The sequence below is a fragment of the Massilia sp. P2_C2 genome (genome assembly GCF_056404615.1).
Window position 1 is genome coordinate 1 of record NZ_JBFUDR010000031.1, and the last position, 23333, is coordinate 23333.

General features: G+C 62.8%; 23 protein-coding genes. 12 read left to right on the top strand and 11 right to left on the bottom strand.

The genetic code is table 11. From position 1 onward, the window contains the following. The 5 genes from AC1DYX_RS05935 to AC1DYX_RS05955 form a co-directional block, all read left to right on the top strand. A partial coding sequence (locus AC1DYX_RS05935) for an ATP-binding protein (protein ID WP_477257252.1) occupies window positions 1-1930 on the top strand: 1930 nt, incomplete at its 5' end. Continuing rightward, the gene (kdpE, locus tag AC1DYX_RS05940; RefSeq protein WP_477257254.1) at window positions 1920-2618 is read left to right on the top strand and encodes a two-component system response regulator KdpE; all 699 of its coding nucleotides are present in this window, start codon (window positions 1920-1922) and stop codon (window positions 2616-2618) included. The genes AC1DYX_RS05935 and kdpE, both read left to right, overlap by 11 nt. 156 nt (window positions 2619-2774) lie before the next feature. Further along, window positions 2775-3986: a cation:proton antiporter gene (locus AC1DYX_RS05945; RefSeq protein WP_477257256.1), complete on the top strand. Its 1212-nt coding sequence runs from the start codon at window positions 2775-2777 to the stop codon at window positions 3984-3986. A gap of 7 nt (window positions 3987-3993) precedes the next feature. Next, window positions 3994-4521: an HPP family protein gene (locus tag AC1DYX_RS05950; RefSeq protein WP_477257258.1), complete on the top strand. Its 528-nt coding sequence runs from the start codon at window positions 3994-3996 to the stop codon at window positions 4519-4521. Window positions 4522-4629: 108 nt separating this feature from the next. Continuing rightward, complete coding sequence (locus AC1DYX_RS05955) at window positions 4630-5313, top strand: choice-of-anchor E domain-containing protein (protein ID WP_477257260.1); 684 nt, start codon at window positions 4630-4632, stop codon at window positions 5311-5313. Window positions 5314-5426: 113 nt separating this feature from the next. Here the strand turns inward: AC1DYX_RS05955 and AC1DYX_RS05960 are convergent, their stop codons facing one another. The 5 genes from AC1DYX_RS05960 to AC1DYX_RS05980 form a co-directional block, all read right to left on the bottom strand. Then, window positions 5427-6968 carry a pectate lyase family protein gene (locus AC1DYX_RS05960; protein WP_477257262.1) on the bottom strand — a complete coding sequence of 514 codons (1542 nt, stop codon included), beginning with the start codon at window positions 6966-6968 and terminating at the stop codon, window positions 5427-5429. An 813-nt stretch (window positions 6969-7781) separates the two neighbouring features. Beyond that, on the bottom strand, window positions 7782-8438 hold the full coding sequence (locus AC1DYX_RS05965) for a hypothetical protein (RefSeq protein ID WP_477257264.1): 657 nt from the start codon (window positions 8436-8438) through the stop codon (window positions 7782-7784). Between the two features lie 46 nt (window positions 8439-8484). After that, complete coding sequence (locus tag AC1DYX_RS05970) at window positions 8485-9021, bottom strand: lysozyme inhibitor LprI family protein (RefSeq protein WP_477257266.1); 537 nt, start codon at window positions 9019-9021, stop codon at window positions 8485-8487. Window positions 9022-9312: 291 nt separating this feature from the next. After that, the gene (locus AC1DYX_RS05975) at window positions 9313-9591 is read right to left on the bottom strand and encodes a hypothetical protein (RefSeq protein WP_477257268.1); all 279 of its coding nucleotides are present in this window, start codon (window positions 9589-9591) and stop codon (window positions 9313-9315) included. Window positions 9592-9711: 120 nt separating this feature from the next. Next, complete coding sequence (locus AC1DYX_RS05980) at window positions 9712-9933, bottom strand: hypothetical protein (protein WP_477257270.1); 222 nt, start codon at window positions 9931-9933, stop codon at window positions 9712-9714. Between the two features lie 706 nt (window positions 9934-10639). On the opposite strand from AC1DYX_RS05980, the gene AC1DYX_RS05985 reads away from it, so the two are divergent. From AC1DYX_RS05985 to AC1DYX_RS06005, 5 genes are read left to right on the top strand one after another with little or no spacing between them, the layout of a single operon-like run. After that, the gene (locus AC1DYX_RS05985) at window positions 10640-11050 is read left to right on the top strand and encodes a GntR family transcriptional regulator (RefSeq protein WP_477257272.1); all 411 of its coding nucleotides are present in this window, start codon (window positions 10640-10642) and stop codon (window positions 11048-11050) included. Then, a complete protein-coding gene (locus AC1DYX_RS05990) occupies window positions 11047-11427 on the top strand; it encodes an ATP-binding cassette domain-containing protein (RefSeq protein WP_477257274.1) in 381 nt (126 codons plus the stop codon). The genes AC1DYX_RS05985 and AC1DYX_RS05990 overlap by 4 nt, the downstream gene beginning before the upstream one ends. Window positions 11428-11463: 36 nt before the next feature. Beyond that, a complete protein-coding gene (locus tag AC1DYX_RS05995; protein ID WP_477257276.1) occupies window positions 11464-11964 on the top strand; it encodes a P-loop NTPase family protein in 501 nt (166 codons plus the stop codon). An 8-nt stretch (window positions 11965-11972) separates the two neighbouring features. Continuing rightward, complete coding sequence (locus AC1DYX_RS06000) at window positions 11973-12866, top strand: hypothetical protein (protein ID WP_477257278.1); 894 nt, start codon at window positions 11973-11975, stop codon at window positions 12864-12866. A 20-nt stretch (window positions 12867-12886) separates the two neighbouring features. After that, a complete protein-coding gene (locus AC1DYX_RS06005; RefSeq protein ID WP_477257280.1) occupies window positions 12887-13798 on the top strand; it encodes a hypothetical protein in 912 nt (303 codons plus the stop codon). 766 nt (window positions 13799-14564) lie between these two features. On the opposite strand, the gene AC1DYX_RS06010 is transcribed toward AC1DYX_RS06005, so the two are convergent. From AC1DYX_RS06010 to AC1DYX_RS06035, 6 genes are all read right to left on the bottom strand, one after another. Next, complete coding sequence (locus tag AC1DYX_RS06010) at window positions 14565-14888, bottom strand: hypothetical protein (RefSeq protein WP_477257282.1); 324 nt, start codon at window positions 14886-14888, stop codon at window positions 14565-14567. A gap of 249 nt (window positions 14889-15137) precedes the next feature. Further along, complete coding sequence (locus AC1DYX_RS06015) at window positions 15138-15380, bottom strand: hypothetical protein (RefSeq protein WP_477257284.1); 243 nt, start codon at window positions 15378-15380, stop codon at window positions 15138-15140. Window positions 15381-15497: 117 nt separating this feature from the next. Next, window positions 15498-16376: a cupin-like domain-containing protein gene (locus tag AC1DYX_RS06020; protein ID WP_477257286.1), complete on the bottom strand. Its 879-nt coding sequence runs from the start codon at window positions 16374-16376 to the stop codon at window positions 15498-15500. Window positions 16377-16434: 58 nt separating this feature from the next. Then, complete coding sequence (tcuC, locus tag AC1DYX_RS06025; RefSeq protein WP_477257288.1) at window positions 16435-17769, bottom strand: tricarballylate/proton symporter TcuC; 1335 nt, start codon at window positions 17767-17769, stop codon at window positions 16435-16437. Between the two features lie 25 nt (window positions 17770-17794). After that, window positions 17795-18595 (bottom strand): substrate-binding domain-containing protein, encoded by an 801-nt coding sequence (locus tag AC1DYX_RS06030; RefSeq protein WP_477257290.1) that lies wholly within the window; start codon window positions 18593-18595, stop codon window positions 17795-17797. A gap of 18 nt (window positions 18596-18613) precedes the next feature. Beyond that, on the bottom strand, window positions 18614-19717 hold the full coding sequence (locus AC1DYX_RS06035; protein ID WP_477257293.1) for a porin: 1104 nt from the start codon (window positions 19715-19717) through the stop codon (window positions 18614-18616). 111 nt (window positions 19718-19828) lie between these two features. Between AC1DYX_RS06035 and AC1DYX_RS06040 the strand changes: the two genes are divergently transcribed. Continuing rightward, window positions 19829-20761: a LysR family transcriptional regulator gene (locus AC1DYX_RS06040; protein ID WP_477257295.1), complete on the top strand. Its 933-nt coding sequence runs from the start codon at window positions 19829-19831 to the stop codon at window positions 20759-20761. A gap of 65 nt (window positions 20762-20826) precedes the next feature. Next, the gene (locus tag AC1DYX_RS06045) at window positions 20827-23325 is read left to right on the top strand and encodes a glycoside hydrolase family 3 protein (RefSeq protein ID WP_477257298.1); all 2499 of its coding nucleotides are present in this window, start codon (window positions 20827-20829) and stop codon (window positions 23323-23325) included. Window positions 23326-23333 lie beyond the last annotated feature (8 nt).

Below are 23333 nucleotides of genomic sequence, written 5' to 3' on the forward strand. Positions count from 1 at the left end.
GCGCACGGTCGCGGCGGCCGCCCGCCTCGCGGCGCCGGACGGCGCGCCCTGGCACGCGATCCTCGTCGAGAACGCCCAGACGCGCCGCCGCGGCGAGGCGGCCCGTCTGCGCACGCTCGAACTGCTGCGCCAGGCGCAGGCCGGCGGTGCCGTCACGGCCGTGCTGGAGGGGCCGGATGCGGCCGCCGTCGCCGCCGGCTACGCGCGCGGCCACGCCTGCGCGACGGCCGTGCTGGCACGCGAGGGCACGTCCGCCTGGTGGCGCACGCCGTTCCTGCGCCGGCTCGCACAGGCGGCGCCGGACCTGGACCTCGTCGAGGTCGCGGCTCCCGCGATCGCACCGGCGTCCGCAGGGCCGGTGCCCGATCCGAACGCGGCAGGCGTGCCGGCCTCGCGCCGCTATCTGGCGGCGATCGGCGCCAGCCTGGGCACGGCGCTCGTCGCGCTGCCGCTGCTGCCGCTGCTGGACGTCGCCAACGTGGCGATGCTGTTCCTGCTGACCGTGGTCCTCGTCGCCATCCGCCTCGGCCGCGGGCCGGCCATCGCCGCGACGCTCGTCGGCTTTTGCGCCCTCGTGCCCGCGGCGCCGCGGCGCCAGTACGATGTCAGCGAATTCAAGTACGGCGTGGCGCTGGCCGTGATGCTGGCCGTCGGCTGGATCACGGCGCGGCTGACGTCCGACTTGCGCGAGCAGGCGCAAAGTGCGATCGGCCGCGAGGCACGCACCCGCGCCCTGTACGAATTCGCCCGCGCGCTGTCGGTCGCGTTGCAGACGGAGCAGGTGTTCGAGATCACGCGGCGCTTCCTCGCGCGCAGTTTCGAGGCCCGCGCCGCCATCCTGCTGCCGGACGACGCCGGCCGCCTGCGCTGGCCCGAAGCCGGCGCCACGGCGGAGGACAGGGCACCGGTGCTGAGCGTGCTGGACATGGCGGCGGCGCAGTGGACGTTCGACCACGCGGCGCCGGCAGGCGCGGGTACGGGCACCTTGCCCAGCAACCCGTATTTGTTCCTGCCGCTGCTGGCACCGATGCGCTCGCGCGGGGTTCTGGCGGTGCGCGTCCCGGACGTCGGTGCGCTGCTCGTGCCGGAACGACGCGAACTGCTGGATGCCTTCGCCGCGCTGGCCGCCATCGCGCTCGAGCGCGTGCACTACGTGGACGTCGCTCAGGATGCCGTCGTCCGCATGGAGGGCGAGCGCCTGCGCAACTCGTTGCTGGCGGCGCTGTCGCACGACCTGCGTACGCCGCTGACGGGCCTCGTCGGCCTGTCCGAATCGCTGACCCTGTCCCGGCCGCCATTGGCCGCCGCGCAGATGGAACTGGCGAACGCGCTCCGCGACGAGGCACGGCGCATGAGCACCCTCGTGGCGAACCTGCTCGACATGGCGCGCATCCAGAGCGGCGGCGTGAAGCTGAACCTGCAGTGGCAGCTGGTGGAAGAGACGATCGGCAGCGCGCTGCGCGCCTGCCGCTGGCAGCTGGGGGCGCGCACGGTCGAGACGAACATTCCGCGCGGCCTGCCGCTCGTGCGCTTCGATGCCACCCTGCTCGAACGCGTGCTGTGCAACCTGCTGGAAAACGCCGGCAAGTACACGCCGCCGGATGCGCGGGTGACGATCGCCGCGCGCGCGCAGGACGGCCAGATGTGGGTGGCCGTGTGCGACGACGGCCCGGGCCTGCCGGCGGGCCGCGAGAACGATCTGTTCGAGAAGTTCGTGCGCGGCCAGCAGGAATCGTCGATCTCGGGCGTCGGCCTGGGCCTCGCGATCTGCCGCGCCATCGTCGAAGCGCATGGCGGCCGCATGCGGGCCTGGAATTGCGAGGGTGCCGGCGCCTGCTTCGAATTCAGCCTGCCGCTGGGCGACCCGCCACCGCTGCCCGACGCCGATCCGGAACACCACGACAACCCTATCTCCCAGCATGAACATTGACGCCGCCGCCCCCGTTGCCCTCATCGTCGAAGACGAGCCGCAGATCCGCCGTTTCGTGCGCATGGCGCTGGAAGGCGAGGGCTGGCAGGTGCACCAGTCCGAGACCCTCAGGCGTGGCCTGATCGACGCCGGTACGCGTACGCCGGACCTCATCATCCTCGACCTCGGCCTGCCCGACGGCGACGGCATGCAACTGATCCGAGACGTGCGCTCCTGGAGTCCCGTGCCCATCATCGTGCTGTCCGCGCGCATCGACGAGGCCGACAAGATCACGGCGCTGGACGCCGGCGCGGACGACTATCTGACGAAGCCGTTCGGCATCGGCGAACTGCTGGCACGCGTGCGCGCCGCGCTGCGTCGCCAGCACAAGGCGGGCGGCGAGCCCTCCGCGCGCATCGTGTTCGGCAAGGTGGAAGTGGACCTGCACATGCGCACCGTGCAGCGCGACGGCCAGCCGGTGCACCTGACGCCGACCGAGTACAAGCTGCTCTCCGTGCTGCTCGCGAACCTGGGGCGCGTCGTCACGGCACCGCAGCTGCTGCGCGAAGTGTGGGGGCCGTCGAATGCGGATAACGGCCATTATGTGCGCATCTACATGGGGCATTTGCGGCAGAAACTGGAGGACGATCCGGCGCAGCCGAGGCATTTGCTGACGGAGACGGCGGTGGGGTATCGGTTGCAGCCTTAAGAGATTCCGTGCCCTTCGCTTTCGCCCGCTCTCAAAAAATCTATTGAGTTCTGGTAACAGTTGCACTATCGTAGCCACCTCATTACGTAATTACGTAGGGTGAGGGAGCCGCTCCTTGCCAACCTGTTGACAACGATAAATACGAAGGCGAAACGCATGCATGCGACGATGAGTGTTACCGAGATTTACCTCTTGGCAATGGTGATTATCTTCTCTGTGCCGTACCTGATCTGGCGGCTTGGGAACGCCAATTACTACGCGCCACTCGTCGTCGTGCAGATCATAACCGGCATCCTGCTCGGGCCAGGTGTCCTGGGTGCGGCCTATCCTGAGTACTACAAATTCGTGTTTACACCGCCGGTCATCCAGTCGCTCAACGGGATCGCCTGGTGGGCGGTCATGATTTTCGTGATGATCGCGGGTATCGAACTGGATCTCGGCCAAGCGTGGAAGCACCGCCGCGAAAGTATCATCACGGCGTCCCTGGCTCTCGGTACGCCATTGGCGTTCGGCTGTGTCGCTGCAGTCGGCATGCTGGGCTATGCCGGCTGGGTGGGAGCCAAAGGGCAGGACTGGCAATTCGTGCTGGGCGTCGGCATGGCATGTGCGGTGACAGCCCTTCCCATCCTTATCCTGTTGATGGAAAACCTGGAAATCCTGCGCCAGCCCATCGGCCAGCGAATCCTGCGTTATGCCAGCCTGGACGACGTCGCCATCTGGGGCGTATTGGCACTGATCCTGCTGGATTGGACCCGTGTCGGGCGTCAGATCGGTTTCTTGTTCGTGTTCGCGCTGGCCGCGTGGGGCTTTCGCAAGTTGATGGTACGGATCCCCGAGCGCGACCGCTGGTTCGTGTCGCTGATCTGGCTTGCGGCCTGTGGTTTCGCTGCAGACTGGGCCGGCCTGCACTTCATGGTCGGTGCATTCCTGGCTGGGGCCGTCATGGATGCGGGCTGGTTCAACCAGGAGAAGATGGACCTGATGCGCCACCACGTGCTGTTGGCCCTGATGCCGGTCTTTTTCCTTAGTACCGGGCTGCGGACGAACTGGGGCGTGGGCGGGTCGGCTGTCTTCATTTCCGCTGCGGTGCTCCTGCTGGCTTCCGTGTCGGGCAAGCTGATCGGTGTGCATGCCGCTGGCCGCATACTCAAATGGGAAGCCGGCGAGGCATCGATCATCGGCTGGCTGCTCCAGACGAAAGCCTTGATCATGATCATCTTTGTCAATATTTTGCTGGATAAGGCGATCATCACGAACGAAACGTTCACCGCATTGTTGATCATGGCGGTTGCCAGCACGATGCTCACGGTGCCGGTGGTTTATCCGAGGCTGCATCGGATGCGTGAACTCATCTTCCGCAGCGCGTGATCACGCGATGAACTGCCTGCCCCCACGACCTGGGCTGTACGCCGGATTCAATGCCTGCCTGGGCATTTTTCTCGGCATCTCGGCATTGGCCTTCAGCTCGTTCGACATGCACGTCATGCTGGCGCTCGGGTCGTTCGGATCAACGTCGGTGTTGCTTTTTGCGTTTCCGGCTAATCACTTTTCGCAGCCGCGCAGTATCGTCGGAGGTCATTTGATCAGTTCCGTCGTGGGTCTGGTGGCATTCGTATTGTTCGGCAAGGTGTGGTGGGCACTGGGACTCGCGGTTGCTGGTGCCGCCGCACTGATGATGGTGACGCGCACGATGCATCCGCCGGCTGGATCCAATCCCATCATCGTGTTCCTCACGGCGCCGGGATGGGGTTTCGCGCTGTTTCCGACTCTATTCGGCGCGATGGTCCTGGTCGCGGTGGGATGGTGCTATCACCGCGTACGGCGTCAACCTTATCCATTGTATTGGTCGGGCGAAGCGATACCTGCGATCGAGTCGACCGTCGGCTATCGTTCGCAACCCTGAAACATTTATTTCTGGTCAATGATTTCGAAAGTGCAACTTGTTCAATATGTCAGTTATAATATCAAAGTAGCACTTTCGATATTAAACCGATAATAGGATGTTCAAGGAATGAAAAAGACTTTTGCAGCCCTGGCGCTCGCCGCCGCGTTCGCGCCCTTCGCTTCCGTCCACGCCGCGACGGTCAGCTATACCGACAGCATGGCGATGACGACGACGAACTGGACCGACCTGCTGTCGTTCGCCAAATTCGACAGCAGCCTGGGCACGCTGACCTCGATCCGTTTCGACCTGAGCGGCATCGTGCAGGGCGTCGGCAATGCCGAGAGCCTGGATTCGTCGTCGACGACGGTGACGCTGTCGCTGGGCTCGCTGCTGAGCCTGACCCGTCCGGACCACACGACGCTGGTCGTGACCAACCCGGTGTTCACGCAGAGCTTCGACTTCACCGGATTCGACGGCGCCATCAACTTTGGCGGCGCGTCGGGCGGCAGCACCGGCGTCGTCTCGGCGAACGGCTCGAACTTCTTCGTGTCAACCAGCGCCAGCGACTTCGCGCTGTTCTCGGCACTGGGCGGCGGCACGATCGACCTGGGCCTGGGCGCCGTCGGCGCATCGAGCGGCAACGGTTCGGGCAACCTGATCACGCAATTCAATACCGCGGCGTCGGGCATCGCCAAGGTCACGTATGACTACACCCCGTCGGGCACCGTGCCGGAACCGGCCAGCCTGGCGCTGCTGTGCGGCGGCCTGGGCCTGATCGGCGCGGCGCGTCGTCGCGGCAAGAAGGCCTGATCGTCTGGTTGCCTGAAGCCTGCTCGTAACAACGGGCCACGCGTCGCGTACGCGTGGCCCGTTGTCTTTGGCATGCTTTCGTCCCGTCCCCTATCGACGAAAACGCCCGCGCTTCATAGCTTGCCGACGCCGGCGTTCCCCGGGACGGACGTGGCCAGACCCGTGGTCGCGCCGATCGTGTAGCTGTAGTAGCTGGCCGGCGTCGCCGATGGCGTCGCCGTGGGGTTCGATGGCGACGGCCAGGGCGTGGCCGACACGGTGAGCAGCGAGTTCTGGCCGTGGGCGGCCGTACTCACGTTCACGGAAGCGCCGTTCACCACACTGCCCGTGTCATACATATAGGCGGAACAATAGGCGGTGCTCATGCCGGACAGCGATGCACAACTGCTCACCCTGGACGAACTGATCGACGACGTGACGATGTCCCCGCCGACGGATATGCTGCCGCCCGTGATGTCGAACACATTGTTCTCCGCATACAGTTTCGATCCCTGGTCGGCGCCCCAGGCATAGCTCCAGCCATATCCGGAGCCGCCTTCCACCCCGGTGTAGTAATTGCTGAAGACGTGGACCATGCCGTATCGCACGCGCGGCTGGCGTTGCACGACGTTCTGGTAGTAGTTGTGATGGAGCGTCGTCTTCAGCACGGACGGGTTGGTGCCGCTGGTGGACGCCGAGTCCGTCGAGCCGATCAGGTCCGTCTTGTTGTGATCGTGGAAGTGGTTATACGACAGGGTGACGTAGTTCGCGATGCCCGTGACGTCCAGCAGGCCGTCGTGGTGTTCGACTTCGTACAACGCCGTGTTGTAAGGGGCCGCCCAGACGGAGGGATACAGGTCGTCCGTGCGGGAGCCATCCGAGAACGTGCAGTGGTCGACCCAGACGTGCGTCACGTACTGTACGGTCATGTTGTCGTAAGCGGAATTCCAGCGGCCGCCGGAATCGGTCGGGTCCCATTGCGGGAAGAAATCGAAGGCGTCTTCGAATGCGATGTTACGGATGACGATGTTGTCGCCCGGCGTCGACGAACTCGAGCTGCCCAGCTGCAGGTTGCCGTGGATGATCTTGGCGGTGGAACCGAGGCCGATCAGCGACGTATTGCTGGGCACCGTGAGGCGCACCACCTTCTTCTGCTGGTTTGCGGCGCAGACGCGGAACGACTCGGGCGTGCCCGACGGTACCGACGAATAGGGTGGTTTGTAGGCGTTCAGGTAAKCGCTCCACCAGCCCGAAAAACTGGTGTAGCCATAGCTCTTGCACGTGGAATCGGCATTCGCCGCGGTGACGTAGTCGTCGGCGGTCAATTCGTTCAGCGCCTGGTTCATGTTCAGGCTGATCGTGCCGGACACGTAGATGATCTTCTTGCTGGTGTCGAGCGTCCCGCTGACACTGCCGTCGGCCTTGATGGTCGCCGTATTGCCGTACAGTGCTTGGATCAATTGATTCCGGTTCGACACCGTATAGGTCCTGGAGGCCGCCGCGCCGTCGCCGCCCGTGGTGCCGGTGCCGCCGAGGTTGTTCGTGCCGACGGTGGCCCAGCCATCCGCGCCCAACGACGAGGGTGTCGCCGCGAGCGCCGTTGCGCTTCCCATCGCCAATCCAAGTGCGACGGCCGTCATGTTGATCTGTCCAAGCTTGCCACTGAATTTCCGCATACCTGTCTCCTATCGTTGTGAATGCATTGAGATGACTCGGTAAATACCAAACGCGCCGGCAGGACGGGCATGGTGCGAACGGTTGCGCCACTGAGCCGCGTTGGCCCGTGCGACGCCGTTCTCGTTCCTGCCGGTTGGGCCAATTGGCCCGACCGAAAGATTACATTGGTCTGACAAGTTTGGTGCGGATTTGACAAATTTTGATCATATGAAGGGAAAGTCGATGCAAAATGGCATCTCACTGGTGTAAACAGTGCAGGTCATGCAACCTTAAAGCATCGCATTACCGGAACCGGCAGGCCCGGCGCTTATAAATCCGCATCGTCTTTGCATACGGGGCCTGTCGTTTTTCCAGTGGCACAACCCGCCGGTTCTGTGGGCAACAGAAGGTCGGATGCCGTGGCCGGGCAATTGTCCGGATCACCGTCGACCAGCTTACCTTGTCGATATCTGCAGTCGGGCATACCGCCATTCTGCAAGTCCCGATCGGCCGACCACACGCGTATTGGTTCGCCTTTTGACACTTCGATCAACCATGCCAGGCGTGGTCCTCCCTCTGCGGTCGTCACGAAGACGGCCTGACACCCTGTATAGGTCGGACCGATGGCACTGCGACGCGGAAAAACCTGAAGCAACATGCCATGCCCGGACGCTTCTCCAGCAGCCGGATCGGGCGCCGCAGCCTGGCAATTCTGGCCTCGCGGCCTGCCTTGCCCGGCCGCGAACCCGTGTTCGCTCCAGAGTAACAGCGTGGATAGCACCACGGCGAGACGGCTGAAAGTTGTGAGTTTCATGTTTTAATCCGCGTGATCATCACGCATCGGTATTGACGGCGCCCATGGATAAATAAAAGTACAACCAGAGGCCACCCGGGAAGGCATACCAATATTGGCCAAAGGCCAGGCAAAGCAGAACAAGAAGGGCTGTGCTCGCGGACAAACAAAGCAGCCACCAATTGGTTTTGAGCGACAAAGCCAGGATCAGCGGTGCGGGCGAGTAATGGTCGCCGCGCAGAAAACCAAGATGCGCAAGGCTCCAGACGAGGAGCAGGACGAGCAAAATGGGCACACCCATCAGGGGTATGGCCATCGAGTCAGCCCAGTAGGGATACTCGCCCCTCCCGAAAGCCAGCAACAGATCACAAACATACCCGCCGACGGTAAGGAATGGAAGGGCAAGCCCCAGGGCCGCCAGACTGGCTCGAGATTTCGGGGATGATACATGCAGGCTGCCTCTGCGGCAGGCCAGAAAAACAGGCAATGCGAGTGCGATATGCGTGATGCCGTAGTCTTCGAGTTGAAACCTGGGCGTCAGCATTTCTTCGCGAAGTCTCGAATATTCCGTACTTTGGACGGCGGACAGGCTCATGTACTGTGCCTGGAACAGGCGTTCATCCTTGTACGGGGGCAGAGATAAAGCGTACCCGATTAGAGCAAGACCGGAAGCAAATAAAATAAACGCGAATTTCATGGTGTTCAAAGTCCAAAGACCCCAGATTGAGGCGGCAAACTAAAACTCAGTTGAGCCACCACAGCCCCGATCTGAGCTCCTGGGCTCGATTTAAATCGAGCTCTGCCTCACATGCGAGCCTTATCTGAACTGCACCGTTGCCCATCATGGCGAGCGCCTCACGAAGCGAACACTGTTCGGTTCTGTACTTGAGATACGAGGACACGCTTGACTCGAATCGCTGTCGGACGGGGGCCAGGTAACTGATATCTTCCTGGCTTCGAGCGATGTACTCTCGCATTGCTCGTTCGACAGCTTGAAGATTGTCACGAGCCGAGGTGGCGCGCCTGGAGACGCACTCACTCATGCCACGGTGGTCATTTCCTTTCCAGCATTCGTCGATCGTTGCCTCTACTGTCGCTGAATTTACAGCAGAACTGAATAATGCGAGTGCGGCGAGAATGGACGGGAAGCGCATGGATAGGGCGAGTCTGGCGGTTGAACGTGTTGCTGCGAAAAGATTTCTCAAAGTCAGCACATTCGTACAGATGTACGCGAACCGGATCCTCAAAAGGTATGCCCAACAAGTGTCGTTCCATCCCATCAGCGCGTATGCCGACGTTTCGAAATTTCATAGACTTTCGCAGCTAGCTCAATTGCAGCGATAGACAGCACAGGCGCCACCAAAAAAGCAGAGCGCGTCAAATACCATATGCCGGCAACACTCACCAAGGCGCATGGGAAACGAATTGCAAACGTTCTGTTCGTCATCTCGAAGTAGGTAGAAAATTTATCGAACACCACATCACCATAGTATTAGTCATTAGACACGAAGAGCGGACTCGAGCCATTGCGGACGTTGGCCCGAACGGTGCTAAATCAGCTTTTAAAAGGGCTAATCCAGGAAATCAACAGAAATATTTTTTATAAAATCCTTTGATCTGGAAATAAGTGAAATCCATTCGTCTTGAGATCTTCCGGCAATGCCATTGCCAATCAAGGTCTTTTCCAACAAATCAACCAGGCCCCAAATTGCTCTCATTTCTTCTTCGGATAAAGTCCCTTTCGATCTCAAGTCTGAAAACTTGTCCGACAACACTTCCCAAGCCAGCGGAAGGTGGCCAAGTGTAATTTGTACAGTAACTTCCTTTGATAAATCTTCTGGTCTCATCATTGTTTTTTTGGAGCCAGTCTACTGCTGTCGGAAACCGTCCATCTTGCCCGAGATGCCCGGTCATTAAACAGGAAAAATCCATGTTAGCCACCAACGGCTGGAAACGCCTATACTGGACGGTCACGTCTTGTCCGAGTAGGACATGCTGCCCAACTTCGATTCGAGTTCACGTACACGTTTGCGTAACGCGATGGTCGGTGCTTGCGATAGCCAGACGATGCCAATCGCAAACCCAATGACTGCAAGGTTGGACGAATTCCCGCCCTCAACGTGACGAGCGATATAGTTGCCGCCCAATCCCATCAAGAGTGCTCCTGCGAAGATCATCAAATTCGACAACATGTACTCTCCAATACCCAGCGTATATAAATGTGATACACATCTGCTTACGGTCCTCTGCTCCTGGCCGGATGTTTCCGTCCACTGTAAAGCAATTGTCGCTTCAAACCAGATAGACGAATTGTCAAAGGGCTTGCTTACCTCATGCGTTCGCGTACCCCGTCAGATGGCGAAACTCCCAGAACGACGAGCCACGCAACGAAAGATAAGCCCCGTTGAAGACCAGCAAAGCAGAGGCCGTAAAGCACCCACTGAGCAAAATTATATGGACGACTTATCTGGGCACTATCCATAAAATAAGCCGTCAGCAATCCTGCCAACACACCTACTGGAAGCAAAAACCACCATTTTCGTTCGAGTTTGGATTGCATCGTTAAGCTCAAGAAGCTGTAAAAACTCTAGTTTACCCATGACGCCATAACGCCGGTGTAAAAACATTCCACCTACGATACGGGATGTCCGCTTGTGGCCGAACTCGGCCGTTGAGCACAGCATAACATATTGCCTACGTGGAAAAATCACGGGCCGTCATAGAGAAGCGGACCAACCCTTTACGGCCTTTCGCGACGGCCGTTCAGCCCGTAGCTGACTTCCAGGTCCGGCCTGGAAACAGCAGGCCCGCAGTGAAAATATTGACGCAGGTAATCGCTTGACGGCGACGATTTGTTAATGCTTCTGTACTACCCGTGAGAGTACAGAGGAGCTCCCAATGAGCCGACGCCCAACTGTGGTGCCGCAGATTGTCACGGGCGATCCGCGGCCAATCGTTCGCCAAATCACCGACGGCGTGAAGCGCCTGATCGCCGGCGGCGAACTGCTATCCGGCGACCTGCTGCCCAGTGTGCGCGGGCTGGCGCAACAACTGTCGATCAATCCGAATACCGTGGCAAAAGCCTATAACGAACTGACTACCGAGGGTTGGCTGCACGCGCGCGCAGGCCTGGGCCTGTTCGTGGCCGAGCAGCGCCAGCGCTTGTCGGATAGCGAGCGCGAGCGCCGTCTCGGCGAGGCCATCGATCGCTTCGTCAGCGACGTGATCGGGCTCGACTACCCACAACAGACGGTCCTCGACCAAGTCGCGGCCCAGCTTTCTCACTACGCCATCAGGAAGACCGCATGAGCGACTATGCCATCGAGACCGATGCATTGTGCCTGTACTACGGGCGCAAGCTCGCCCTCGACCACCTGACCCTGCGCCTGCCGCGCGGGCGCATCCACTCGTTCATCGGCGCCAACGGCGCGGGGAAGTCCTCACTGTTCCGGGTCCTGCTCGGCTTCGAACGGGCCAGTGCCGGCAACGCGCGCGTGCTCGGCCACGATTGCACCGGCCTGGCGCCGGCGCTACGCGAACGCATCGGCTATGTCAACGAAGAACACACGCTACCGGCCTGGATGCGCGTGTRTGATCTGAAGCGTATGCAGCAACACCAGTATTCGCGCTGGGACGAGGCCCGCTACCACGAGGTACTCCGTCATTTCAACGTAGTGCCGGAGTAGCGTGTCAGCGAACTGTCGCGCGGCGAACGAGCGGGCTTGAGCCTGGCCCTCGCGCTGGCGCAATGTCCCGAGCTGCTGATTCTCGACGAGCCCACCCTGGGCCTGGATGTCGTCGCCAAGCGCGTGTTCCTGGACACGATGCTGGAAGCCACGATGCTCGATGACGACGGCACTACCGTCGTCTACTGCTCGCACCAAATGGATGAGATCGAACGCGTCGCCGACAACCTCGTCATCCTGGAGCACGGGACGTTACGCTACATGAGCGGTCCCGATGATTTTTGCGAGCGCATCCGATTGTGGGTCGCGGCCTTTCCGTTCAGGGCGCCTGACGTCTGGCAACTGCCGGGTGTGCTGCAGGTACAGACGATCGAGGGGCATACCCACTTGGTGGTTTTCGACCAGGACGACAGTTTCGGCGCCCGTCTCAAGCTGCTGGGCGCGCAGTCGGTCCATGCCACACCGCTCGGCCTGGAGCGCGCAGTGAATGCTTTTCTTGCTCACGGCCACGCCGGCACCTCACGCCGCGCTGCCTAAGGACATTCATGCTCGAACTTTACTTTTCCGAACTGCGACGCTTCCGCAATGCCGCCGCGATTTTCGGCATTGCAAATCTGGTGATTCTGCTCGCGTTGGAGCAACTCGTCGACCTCCCGAATGAGTTGATCGAGGTGCACCTGGTGATGCYGGTCCTTTACATGCTGTCCGGCCTCGGTTTCGCCTTGTATCAATTCGGTAGCTACCGCCAGCCAGGGCGCTGGATCTGGCTGCTGCACAGGCCCATGCATCGGGCGCAAATTCTTGTGGCAATCGTGCTGGCCGCATTGACGCTGATGGCGATGGCTGTCGCGGTGCCGCTGTTCGCCGTCCTGACCTCGCAAGCGCACTTCACCATGCATGTCATCGACCGGCGCCATTACGCAGGTGTTGCTTTCCTCGCGCTATCCACACTGTCGGCCTGGCTCGCCGGCGGCTACATGATGTTGAACAGGGGCCGCTGGGCCTGCGTGATTCTGGTGCTGCCCATCGTACTGACAATGCGCCTGGCCGATGCTAGCACCGTACTTGGTCTGAGCCTGGGCTGCAATGCCGTGCTCCTGTTCCTGCTGTACACCGTGTTCCGTCCGGCCCGCGACATCGGGAACAAGGTGTCCGCCACCATCGCCAACGCATTACCCATGCAAGTGGCCTTCTACCTGGCGCTGGTTTGGGGCGGCTCGATGCTGTTCCAGCTTGGCCAGATGATCGTCGGCGTGTATCCGCTATCCAGCGACCATGTCCCGCGCGGCGGCTATATCGAAATCGACCGATCGTACCCGAACGAAGCCATCCAGACCGGGTTGGCAAGTAGCACCGATCCGCGTGGCGCGCCGGCGTCGGCCGGGACAACACAGTATCGGCCAGTCCTAAACTTCGTCAATACGCTGTCCATAGCCTGATCACGACGGTGGGCGTTGCCATGTTCAACGATGACGATAACCATTGGACTTATAGCCATGACCGCATGAGGTACCGGGGCGTGAACCGGCGCACTCGCAAGGATAAAGGCTGGCTAGGTGCAGGCGACAGTGGCACCATGCTTTTCGATTCGCAGCCGACTGCGGTACGGGACAATCGCAAAGCGATCTACCTCGTCAATTCCCACGACGTGTATGAGCTGGATACGGCACGAAGCACGCTGCGTCAGGTATTGCATGTCAGCGGCAGCGAGGAATTCGGCGGAGGCGTTGCCGTGCTCGGCCGGCGGACCCTGGTGCTGACAAATCGCCGGCTCATCGTGCTGGAACCGGCTGCCACCCAGTCGTCCATCGCAGCCGAGGTCAAGTTGCCGATGCCTTTCGGCGACTTGGGTCGCGTGGATGCGGCCACCGTTGCGGACGGCACCCTGGTGTCGTTGGCGTTTGGCTACCGTCAGGTCGAAGGGGTGGCGAGCGCGCCGCAGATTGTCTACCTGGTCGACAACACTGGACGCGTACAGGAAGTGGCGAAGCGCGAACTGACACATGACTTTCCTCTGTTGTTCGAACACAAGGACTGGTGGGCGTCGCCCGCTCTGTACAGCCTGCTCAAGCTACCCGACCTGCTGGTCGACAACGGCACCGTGCCCGACGATGGCGCCAGCCGCTTCGCACCGCTGCTGCGCCCGCGCCCGGCGCAGGTGTGGATCGTCGCCATTGCAGGCGTCCTGCTATCCGCCGCAGGGGCCGTCTGGAGGACACGCCGCGTCAATCTCGCCCCGCATGTGCGGCTTGTGTGGTGCCTGGCCTGCCTTCTGTTGGGCGCACCCGCGCTCTTGTCGCTGATGTTGCTCAATCCGCATGGACATCGAAAGATGTCTTGCGCGACGTCCGCTTCGTCAGCGCATGTTTGAACAGCGAAGCGCTTTTGTTTGCGCCAAGTCTTTCATGACCAGCGGTAGATTCAAAAGGGTCCTGCAGAGCATCCGTTCTCGCCGCTTCAGAGGAATTCTTTGCGTAGTCACGTTGCACTTCGGAGCATGGTATTGGATCGCTCACGCATCGCCGAAATACATTCGGACCCGGCCAGCCGCTCGGGCATCCAGTGAAATCATTTTGCGCTTCTACGATTCTCCGCCGCTGCGAGGTTCCTGTCTCATGGACGTCCACGAGGTACACCACAAGGCCGGCCGCATCCTCATGCCAGTGCTTGAAAAATGGGGCGAGAGGAAAATACACGTTTCCCACGTTACGCCAAGTGAGATAGAGCCCGGCGAAAGCAAAGAGGCGCCCTCCGTACGCCCCTTGTCTGACGAGGCAATAGCGCTCAAAACGCAGGAGGCTCGATCTTTCCTGTTAGATAGCGAAAAAAACAAGAAAGGTCATCGTCGACATCGCCGCAGAAGAGCAACGAAAAGAGAATATGTCGGGGATGGCATTGAGGACGCAGCGCAGTGCTGCAGAGAAAGCAATCAGTCAGGCGGCTCGTCCGAAATGTGAGAATGGCGATGCCGCGAGGGTGGGGAATGCGCAGTTCACAGGGCTGATGAAGCTACCGCTTTTGATGCTTGGCGCGGTGCGCGATCAAGGATGCAAGTGGTAAAAGAATGCTTGTTGTCATCAGGGTAATAACAGGTTTTGACAGGCGCTCCARGCCCCTTACGAATCGGCCATTCAAGTCTAATGCTCGTCAGCAGCTTCCCAGCCAATGCCTTTCGTGACGTACCACGCAAAACATTTGGCCAAGGCCTTGGGAATGCCGGGCATCTCGTTCGTCAACCATGCCTGAATCTCAGGCTCTTCGTCGGCAGCAGCACCACCGCTCCAGGCACCGACATAGTGGCTTGCCCTGGTCGGATCTGTCGAATAGAACAGGTAGGGATCATCGGTGGCATGGTTGTTCACATATACGATATACCAGCCTCCCGCGCGAAACATGCCCAGCACGTCGTTTCGCTGCACCATGATCAGCGTGAACAAGCCCGCATCGATTTGCGTCTTCATGTGGCTTTCCACTACCGGTGCAAGCGACGCCTTCTGCGATTCGGTGAGCGACCGGTCGACGTCACTGCAGGGGTGGGCGTACACCTCATGCGTCACCAGGTACAGCAAGCCAACCGTAAGTATTTTGACGAAAAATCGGCGACAACGGTTCATGAATATGCTTGCGAATTGTCGTTTATATTCTGGAAGGTACTTCGGTCGCCGGTTTTCGGAGCGATGGGAGTATCGCTGGTGCATGAGTGGGCGACGTCACTCGCTCCACTTCTTCGCCTGCTGGATCGATTTGATCGTCCGAGGTTGTCTGGCATAGCGCTTGCGAGCCGCCGCCTCATCCTTTTCCAGCTCGCCGCACCTCAAGTCTGTCATTGCCTGGAAAATTTCCAGCTTACGTTCGACGTCGTAAGGCTCTTCACCGCTCCAGTGTGAACAATAAGCAAGACGGTCGATCAACTCTTTGACATCCCGGGGCTGGTCCTTTTTCAACTCGGCCAATGGGTCATCGTCTGCGCGGACGTCRGTCGCGAACAGGCAGAATAAAAAAGGAAGATGGCAAAATCGCATATTGTTTTGTTAATTCTTTTTAAGCGTGTCTCTTCAACCGAACGCAGTCTATCGCGATCCCGGACCACYCGCCATCGCCAGTCGCAACGCCGGCGCGCCTTGCAACGCCAACGGCATCGCCCGCGCCCACCGATTGACGGACAACGAAAACGTCAGCGCCCGCACCTGGTGATACCAGCCGGCCGGCACATACAGCATCTCGCCCGGCTGGACGATGCACTCGACCAGGGCCGCCTGCCGCGCCAGTGGAAACCGCTCGAAATCCGGCTGCTCGGGATCGAACGCAGCGCCATACAGCACGGGATTCGCCTGGCGCGTGTAGAGAAAGACGTCGTGATGCGGCGGTGCGACGAAGATACGCTTGGTGCCCAGTACCTGCGCGAAGATATTGTCGTCGTAGTCGCAATGCAGCGGCGTCACCGTGCCGGCCGGGCCGAGCCAGAAGCGGGGCGGCCCCATCTTGGTGAAATAGCCGGGCCAGTGGCACATGCCGTTCAATTCGTTAATTTCCAGGTTGCCGACATACGGCGGCAGCGCGCAGGTATCGGCCGCGACGAGGTCCAGGTAGTCGCGCATGGCCAAGTCGCGCATCGCGCGGTCCGGCGCGAACGCGGTGTTGATGTAGTCGCCGACGCGCGCCCGCACCGGGACGTCGCCATAGCGCTCGCGCAGGATATGCGGCGTGATGGCACACAGGGGCCAGCGTCCGACGAGCCCCGTGATCATGAACGGGATGCCGCGTGCGGCCCGTGCCTGGAACGCGGCGCGGGTGAGCGTGGTGAAGCGCGAGACTTCGGTCACTGTCGGTAGTTTGCGTGACGCGTCACGGATCGCGTCGCGCATCGCCGCGATCGACGTGACGCCGCGCACGCGGGCAGCCTTGTCGTCGCGGGAAGGGGATGGTGATTGGATCGGCGGCGCGTTCACGTGCGTCTCTTGCGGTCTGGACCGGGCATCATACGTAAAGCGCGCCGCCTGGGCAAGGTCAGGCGGGGGTGGCGACCCGTTCCTTCACGATGCCGCGATAGACGAGGAAGGTGGCCACGAGGCTGATCGCGCCGGCGCAGGCCATCCAGTAGCCCGGGGCGGCTTTGTCGCCCGTGGTTTCGATCAGCCACGTGGACAGCAGCGGCGTCATGCCGCCGAACAGCGCCGTCGCCAGGCTGTAGGCCAGCGAGAAGCCGGTGGTGCGCACCTGGACGGGGATGATTTCCGTCAGCGCGACGATGGTGGCGCCGTTATAGCTGCCGTACAGGAAGGACAGCCAAAGTTCGATCATCACCATATTGCCGAAGCTCGGATGCGCGATCAGCCACGACAGCGCAGGATACGCCGTCAGTGCCGCCAGCGCCGAGCAGACGGCCATCACGGGCCAGCGGCCGATGCGGTCCGACAGGGCGCCCATCACGGGCAGCCAGATGAAGTTCGATACGCCGACGCACAAGGTCACGAGGAGACTGTCCTGGGTGCTGAGTTTCAGCACGCTCTTGCCGAACGTGGGCGTGTACACGGTGATCAGGTAGAACGCGACCGTCGTCATCACCACCAGCATCGCGCCGACCGTGACGAGGGGCCAGTTCAGGGCGATCGTGCGCATCATCTGGCGGAACGTCGGGTGCGACTTCTGGGCCAGGTAGGCCTGCGTCTCCTGCAGCGAGCGGCGGATGATGAACACCACCGGGATGATCGAGCAGCCGATGAAGAACGGAATGCGCCAGCCCCAGTCGGCAATCACCTCCTTCGGCATCGCCTGGTTGAGGGCATAGCCCAGCGCGGCGGAAAACACGACGGCGACCTGCTGGCTGGCCGATTGCCAGCTGACGTAGAAGCCCTTGTTGCCCGGTGTTGCCATCTCGGACAGGTAGACGGACACGCCGCCCAGTTCGACGCCGGCCGAGAAGCCCTGCAGCAGGCGGCCGGCCAGCACGAGCAGCGGTGCGAGCAGGCCGATGGTGGCATAGCCCGGGACGAAGGCGATCAGCGCCGTTCCGGAGGCCATGATCCCGAGCGTCAGCACGAGTCCCTTGCGGCGGCCGATGCGGTCGATGTAGCTGCCCAGGAAGATGGCGCCCAGCGGGCGCATGAAGAAGCCGGCGCCGAACGTGGCGAAGGTCATCATCAGCGCGGCGTACTCGCTCGTCGACGGGAAGAATGCGTTGGCGATCTGGGTCGCGTAGAAGCCGAACAGGAAGAAATCATACATTTCGATGAAGTTCCCGCTCGTGACGCGGATGACAGTGCCGAGCCTGGACGGCGCGCGCGCCGGGGCGGGCGCGGCGGCAACTGCAGAGGGCGCGTTGGCGGTGGAGTGGATTGTCATGATGACCTCTCGGGATATGCGTCTGTTATTGCGAAACCGCTGCCGGCGCGGCAACCGGCTCGAGCCCGGTCGCCTCGATCGCCGGCGCGTTGGCGGGCGAGGCGAGGAAGCGCAGCAGCGCGCGCGCAGCCTCCGGATGGGCGGCGCCGTGCACGACGGCACCGGAGAATTGCGTCCGTTTCTGGACTTCCGGCGGGATCAGGCCGACGATGTCGATCCCTTGCACCGGTTTCAGTTCGCTCCTTTGCTGGCAACCGAAATCGGCTTGGCCGTGCGCGATGATCTCGCCCACCGGCGTGGCGGGAATCTGCGCGGCCTTRCCTCGCATCTGCTGCTCGATGCCCAGCTTGTCCAGCAGTTCGCGCCGGATGTATTCGCCGCTGGCGCTGTCGGAATAGGCCACGCGCCGGGCGTGCAGGAAGGCCTGGCGCAGGCCGTCGACGGTGCGGATGTCCGGCTTCGGCACGCCGTGCCGGACGGCGCAGGCGATGGGGGAGTTGGCGAGGACGACCTTGCTGCCCGGTTCGAGGCGACCTTCGGCCATCAGCTTGTCGAGCGCGTCGCCGACCATGATGACGACGTCGATCGGTTCGCCGCGGGCCAGGCGCGCGGGGATCGCGTTCTTCGTCTGTCCCATCGACGGGCCCCATTCGGAAACCAGCTGGTCGCCGCTGGCGCGCTCGTACGCGCCGGACAGGTCCTTGTAGGCCTGGGCGAAGCCGCCCGAGCTGACGACGCGCAGGTCGGTGGCGTGGGCCGAGGCGGCGCTCAGCAGCAGGGCCGCGCAGGCGGCGCGTGCCATGTGTTTCAGGTGGTGCGGTCGCATGTGATCTCCTTGTCTCTCTTAAAATTTTTGCATCAGGCCGAGCGTGAGGCCGGTGCCGTGGTTGTCGTTGGTTCGCGCAGCCGTGAGCCCCGCGGCGTCGCCCCGCCAGACGGTGTAATCGGCTTCGGCGTACGCCGTGGTGCGTGGCGCCAGTGCCTTTTCGACGAACAGGAAGCCGCGATCGAAGCCGTCGTCGCGGTAACCGGTGGCCGTGCGCCGCACGCGATACCATGCCGTCGTCACGAGCACGCCGGCGCCGAGGTCGCGGCTGACGCCGGCCGACAGCACGCGCTGCGCGACCTTTGTGCCCGGCCCCGTGTCCGCGTCGTTGCGGGCGGCGTTGACCTTGACGGACCACGCGTCGATCCGGGTCGCCGCGCCGAGCGTCCAGGCATCGAGCGGCAGGTCTTCGCGGCTGCGCAAGCGCATCGTCGCGCCGGAGACGACCCAGTTCGGGCGCTGGTACGCGAGCGCGACGCCGCGGGCGGAGGAGGCCGACGTGTCGCCCGCCACTTCGCCGGCCGAATACGCGGCGCGCGCCTGCCATGCGCCGACGTTCGCGGTGTACTTGATCGTGTTGTCGAGGCGGTAGAAATTGTCGGCGTAGCCGCTGGGGCCGTACTGGCGCCCGAACGCATGCGTGCCGAAGGCGGTATTCGACAGGCCCGCCACGTTGATGTTCGGATTGAACGAGGCGTAGCGCTTGCCGAGCGGGTCGACGGCAATCAGCGCGTCGGAAAGGAGATTGGGCTGGCGGCCCAGCGCCAACGTGCCGTACGGGGACTCCAGGCCGGCCCACGCGAGCCGGTCGAACAGGCGGTCGCTCTTGGCCGACGCGCCGGTGTCGGCATTGACGCCGCCTTCGAGCCGGAACAGGGCTTTCCAGCCACCGGCCAGGGACTCCTGTCCCTTGATGCCCCAGCGGCTGGTCTGGTCGACGCCGCTGCTGGCCGCGGTGGTGTGGCCCGGCGGGGTGGGGGCGTTGCTGGCACCGAGGCCGCTGGCGGCGCGCACGCCTACGTCGACGATGCCGTACAGGTCGACGCCGCTCTGGGCGAGGCAGGTGCCGCTGGCGGCGAACAGCGCGGGGATGGCGCAAGCGAGGGCGCAGGTATGGCGCACGTTGTCTCCTTGTGATGCAGGCCTTCTGGGCGAGGCTGCTTGTCGAATGGATGAATAATCCGCCAAATGGCATAATTTGATAATTGCATTTTTCCTTCTTATTAATGCACCATGCGCATCAATTACGACCTCCATGACCTGCAGGCATTCGTCGCCGTCGCCGAACGCGCCAGCTTCCGCCAGGCTGCCGCCGACCTGTTCCTGTCGCAACCGGCGCTGAGCCGGCGCATCGAGAAGCTGGAAGAGAGCCTCGGCGTGAAGCTGTTCGAGCGAACCACGCGGCGCGTGCATCTCACCAATGTCGGGCAGACGTTCCTCGTGAACGTGCGCACGGCGCTGGATGCGTTGGAGGACGCCGTGCTCGGCGTGGCCGACCTCGCGGCCCACCGCACCGGCACCGTCACGCTGGCCTGCGTCCCGTCCGCCGTCTGGCATTTCCTGCCGGACGTGCTGAAGCGCTTCAGCGAGCGCTTTCCGCGCATCCGGGTGCGCATCCACGACGAAAGCGCACAGGACGTGCTGAACCTCGTGCTGGCCGGCGAGGCGGACTTCGGCATCAATTTCACCGGCGCGGAGAATCCGGAGATCGTGTTCGAGCCGGTCTATGTGGAGAGCTATGTGCTGGCGATGCGGCGCGACCACCGCTTCGCCAGGCGCAAGAAGCTGAACTGGAAGGACACGGTGGACGAGCGCTATATCTCCGTGGCGAAGTCGAGCGGCAACCGCAGCGTCATCGACGCCGCGCTGTCCGGCGTGGAGAAGCACCCGATCATCTTTTGCGAGGTCAACCACGTATCCGGCGTCCTGGCCCTGGTGGAGGCGGGGATGGGCGTGGCCGCCGTGCCCGGCCTGTCCGTGCTGCCGGAGCGTCAGGATCATGTCGTCGGCGTGCCGCTCGTGAACCCGGCGATCAACCGCACGCTGGGCCTGATCACGAAGCGCAACCACGTCATGCCGCCCGCGGCGCGCACGCTGTTCGACATGCTCTCGGAGGCCCTGCTGATGCGCCGCATCACGGCATTGGCGAAGGCCGCCCGGGATTGAATGCTATAGTCGGCCAACGGTCGCGGCGGCGCCCGTGCAAAACGACATCATCTGGAGACTCCCGCATGAAGATCCACCGCAGCGCGATCGGCCTCGCCGTCGCTTCCGCGCTGGCGCTGGCCGCGTCCTGCACGGACGCCGCGCCGGCGACGCCGCTGACATCCTGGCCCCGCCTGAAGAGCGCCATCGCGCCGGACGCGAAGCTCGAGGCGCGCGTGCGCGAGATCGTCGGCAAGATGACGCTCGCGCAAAAGATCGGCCAGATGACGCAGCCCGAGCTGAAGGCCGTCACCCCGGACGAGGTGCGCAAGTACTACCTCGGTTCGGTGCTGAACGGCGGCGGCAGCCGGCCGCACAACGACAAGCACGCGCGCGCCGCCGACTGGCTCAAGCTGGCCGAGGCCTTCTACGATGCGTCGATGGCGACCGACATGACGATCAAGGTGCCGATGATCTGGGGGACGGACGCCGTCCATGGCCACAACAACGTCTACGGCGCGACGATGTTCCCGCACAATATCGGCCTCGGCGCCGCGCGCGATCCGGAACTGGTGAAGGCGATCGGCGCGGCGACCGCGAAAGCCGTGCGTGCCACCGGCATCGCGTGGGTGTTCGGGCCGACCGTCGCCGTCGTGCGCGACGACCGCTGGGGGCGCACGTACGAGGGATTTTCGGAAGATCCCCAGCTTGTCAGACAGCTCGCCGGACCGTATGTGACGGGCCTGCAGGGTATGCTGAAGGACGACGCCAACGCGATCGCCAGCATCAAGCACTTCATGGGCGATGGCGGCACGGAATACGGCATCAACATGGGTGTGACGAAGGCCAGCGAGCGCGACATGATGAACATCCATGCGCAGGGCTATTACAGCGGCATCGAAGCGGGCGCGCAAACCGTCATGGCGTCATTCAATGCGTGGAACGACGTGGCGGCGGGGCGCGACCATGGCCGGGTCCACGGCAGCCGGTATATGCTGACGGAGATCCTGAAGGAGAAGATGGGCTTCGACGGCTTCGTCGTCAGCGACTGGAACGGCGTCGCCGACGTGCCGGGCTGCCGCAAGGACAGCTGTGCGCAGGCGATCAATGCCGGCATCGACATGGTGATGGTGCCTTACGACTGGAAGGCGTTCATCGCCAACACGATCGGGGACGTCGAGGCGGGCCGGATTCCGCTGGCGCGCATCGACGATGCCGTGAGCCGCATCGTGCGCGTGAAGCTGCGCGCCGGCGTGTTCGACAAGGCGCCGTCGCAGTCGGCTTGGGCCGGCAAGGACGACGCGCTGCTGGCAAAGGACCTGGGCCGGCGCGCCGTGCGCGAATCGCTGGTGCTGCTGAAGAACGAGGGGCCGACGCTGCCGCTGGCGGCCGGACGGCGTCTCCTGGTCGTGGGCAAGGCCGCCGACGACATGGCCAACCAGACCGGTGGCTGGGCGCTGACCTGGCAGGGCACGGCGAACACGAACGCGGATTTCCCGCACGCCGAGACGATCCTTGCTGGCCTGAAGGCGGCCGGCGCCGACGTCACGTACAGCGCGGACGCGGTGGATGTCGATCCCGGAAAATTCGACGCCGTCATCKCCGTGATCGGCGAGGCGCCGTACGCGGAGGGCGACGGCGACATCAGGGCCACCGGTACGCTGCGTCATTCGAGCCGCTATCCGGAAGACCTGGCCGTGCTGCAGAAGGTGCACGGCAAGGGCAAGCCCGTCGTCACAATCTTCCTGTCCGGGAGGCCGCTGTGGGTCAACGACCTGCTGAACCTGTCCGACACGTTCATCGCCGCCTGGCTGCCGGGCACGGAGGGCAAGGGCGTCGCTGACCTGCTCGTCGCGGGCAACGGCGTGAAACCGTACGAATTCACCGGCAGGCTGTCGTATTCGTGGCCGAAGTCCGTGTGCCAGACGCTGCTGAACGTGGGCGATCCCGGCTACGCGCCCCTGTTCGCCTACGGTTATGGCCTCAGGCGCGGCGAGCGTTCGCACCTCGGCCAGCTGGATGCGGCGTATCCGGCCGGCGGCTGCGGCACGTCGGACATCTATCCTGTCTATGGGCCGGCCGACCGCGCCAGCTTCCCGTTGCGCATCCGCAGCGGCACCAACGTCCAGGCGCTGGGCGCCGACCTGAATGCGACGACGCGCCTGCCCGGCATCACGGTTTCCATCGCGCAGATCAGGGCGCAGCAGGATGCGAAGCTGGTCACGTGGACCGGGCCCGCCACGTTCGAGGCGCACGGCCGCAAGCCGCTGGCATTGCCGGCCGCACTGGCGGACAAGGGACTCCTGCGGTTCGACACGATCGTGCAGGCCGCGCCGGCAGGCAAGGTGACGATCGCCGTGGGCGGTGCGGCGCTCGACGCCACACGACTGTTTACGCGCCTGGCCAACAAGGGGGCGCAATCCGTCGGGCTCCCGCTCGCGTGCTTCCGCGCGCGCGGCGCCGATCTCGCCGCCGCCGACACGCCGTTCAGCGTCATGAGCGACGGCCCGTTCGTGGCAGCCTTCGGCGACGTCGACGTGACGGCGACGGCGCCCAATGCCGTGGCATGCGAGGAACTGCGGTGAATCGGGTG